Genomic DNA, 2,040 nt, shown 5'->3' on the forward strand with positions numbered 1-2,040 from the left:
GAGGGGGCCTATCTGATCAATGGGAAGGGGGAGCGCTTCATGGCCGCCTATGCCCCCAGCCAGATGGAATTGGCCCCACGGGATATCACGTCGCGGGCAATTGTCACGGAGGTGCGGGCCGGGCGCGGTATTGACGGCAAAGATTTTGTCTACTTGGATCTGCGGCATCTGGGGGCAGAAAAGATCCACACTCGGCTGCCCTTCTGTTGGGAGGAGGCCCATCGCCACTTGGGCATCGATGCGGTTGTCGATCCCATTCCGGTGCGACCGACGGTGCACTACTGCATGGGTGGGATCCCGGTGACGGTGGATGGGCAGGTGTTGCGGGATGTCCAAACCCGTGTGGAAGGGCTGTTCGCTGCCGGTGAAACGGCCTGTGTTTCGGTGCATGGGGCCAACCGGCTGGGCAGCAACTCTCTCCTGGAGTGCATTGTTTTCGGGCGGCGCACAGGGGCAGCCCTGGTAGAGGCCGTCAGAGGTCGAGCCTTGCCGAAAGTGGACGAGGGATCCCTACTCAAACAGGCCGCCAGCCGGATTGCCGGGCTCCTGGAACGATCAGGGAAGAGCCGCATTGATCAGGTGCGGCGGCAATTTCAAGATTGCATGACCGAGCATTGCGGCGTCTACCGCACCGAATCGGTTCTCCAAGAAGGGATCCAAACATGGCAACAGATCCGCCAGCGTTACGAGCGGGATTTGCATTTGGACGATCGGGGCAAGGTGTGGAACACCGAGCTGATCGAAGCGCTGGAGCTGGACAACCTCATGACGGTGGGGGCTTTGATCCTCGCCAGCGCCCTGGAACGGCGGGAAAGCCGTGGCTCCCACGCGCGGGAAGATTACCCCCAACGGGACGATCAACGGTTTTTACAACACACCTTGGCCGCTTTTCGGGAGGGATCCCCTCAGATCAGCTATCGCCCCGTGGTGATCACCCGGTTTCCCCCTCAGGAGCGAAAATACTAACTTTCCAGAGGCCTCCCAGGCCGATTAGGATTGCTCTATCGTTCCCGTTAGCAGGATGGAGCCCCTTTCAAAATTATCCAATATCTAGGGATTCCATCTTCGCCAGCTTGAAATCTCGTCTACTGCCGGAGGGCCAGCCATGCAAGAAACCCTGGAGAAAGCAGCCGTCGCCCTGCAAGCGGAGCTGAATCTGGAGCCTTTTTGGATGCCCTTTACGGCCAATCGGCAATTTAAAGCCAACCCGCGCCTGTTGGTTGCCGCCCGAGACATGTACTACACCAGCCACGATGGCCGCCAAATCCTAGATGGGACTGCCGGGCTGTGGTGTGTGAATGCCGGCCACTGTCGTCCCCCGATTGTGGAAGCAATCCAACAGCAGGTGGCCCAACTGGACTACGCCCCAGCTTTTCAAATGGGCCATCCCAAAGCCTTTCAACTGGCAGAGCAGCTCATCCAGCTCACTCCTGCCGGACTGGATCACGTTTTTTTCACCAACTCTGGCTCTGAGGCGGTGGATACGGCCCTGAAAATGGCCATCGCCTACCATCGCTTACGCGGACAGGGATCCCGGCAGCGGCTGATTGGCCGGGAACGGGGCTACCACGGCGTTGGCTTTGGGGGCATCTCGGTCGGGGGCATCTCCAACAACCGCAAGTTTTTTGGCAGCCTCATTCCCGGCGTAGACCACCTACCCCACACCCACAACCTGGAGCAAAACGCCTTTAGCCGCGGCCTGCCTCGCTGGGGATCCCACTTGGCAGAAGACTTGGAGCGGATCGTCGCTCTCCACGATGCCAGCACGATTGCAGCGGTGATCGTAGAGCCGGTTGCCGGTTCAACGGGGGTGTTGCTGCCGCCGGTGGGCTATTTGGAAAAGCTGCGGGCCATTTGCGACAAATACGGCATTCTGCTCATCTTCGATGAGGTGATCACCGGCTTTGGGCGTCTGGGATCCCCTTTTGCGGCCAACTATTTCGGAGTGGTGCCGGATCTGATTTGCTGTGCCAAGGGCCTCACCAATGGCACCATCCCAATGGGCGCGGTGATTGTCAAGCAAGAGATCTACACCGCCTT

Annotated in this window: 2 protein-coding genes; both read left to right on the plus strand. The window is 59.4% G+C overall.

Annotated features, from left to right (window positions below; genetic code table 11):
- The coding region (locus NW837_RS10930; RefSeq protein ID WP_414331467.1) for an FAD-binding protein at positions 1-966 on the plus strand (966 nt) is incomplete at its 5' end.
- A 139-nt stretch (positions 967-1,105) separates the two neighbouring features.
- A partial coding sequence (locus tag NW837_RS10935) for an aminotransferase class III-fold pyridoxal phosphate-dependent enzyme (RefSeq protein WP_414331470.1) occupies positions 1,106-2,040 on the plus strand: 935 nt, incomplete at its 3' end.

Source organism: Synechococcus sp. R6-10 (assembly GCF_047461815.1).
GTDB lineage: Bacteria > Cyanobacteriota > Cyanobacteriia > Thermostichales > Thermostichaceae > Thermostichus.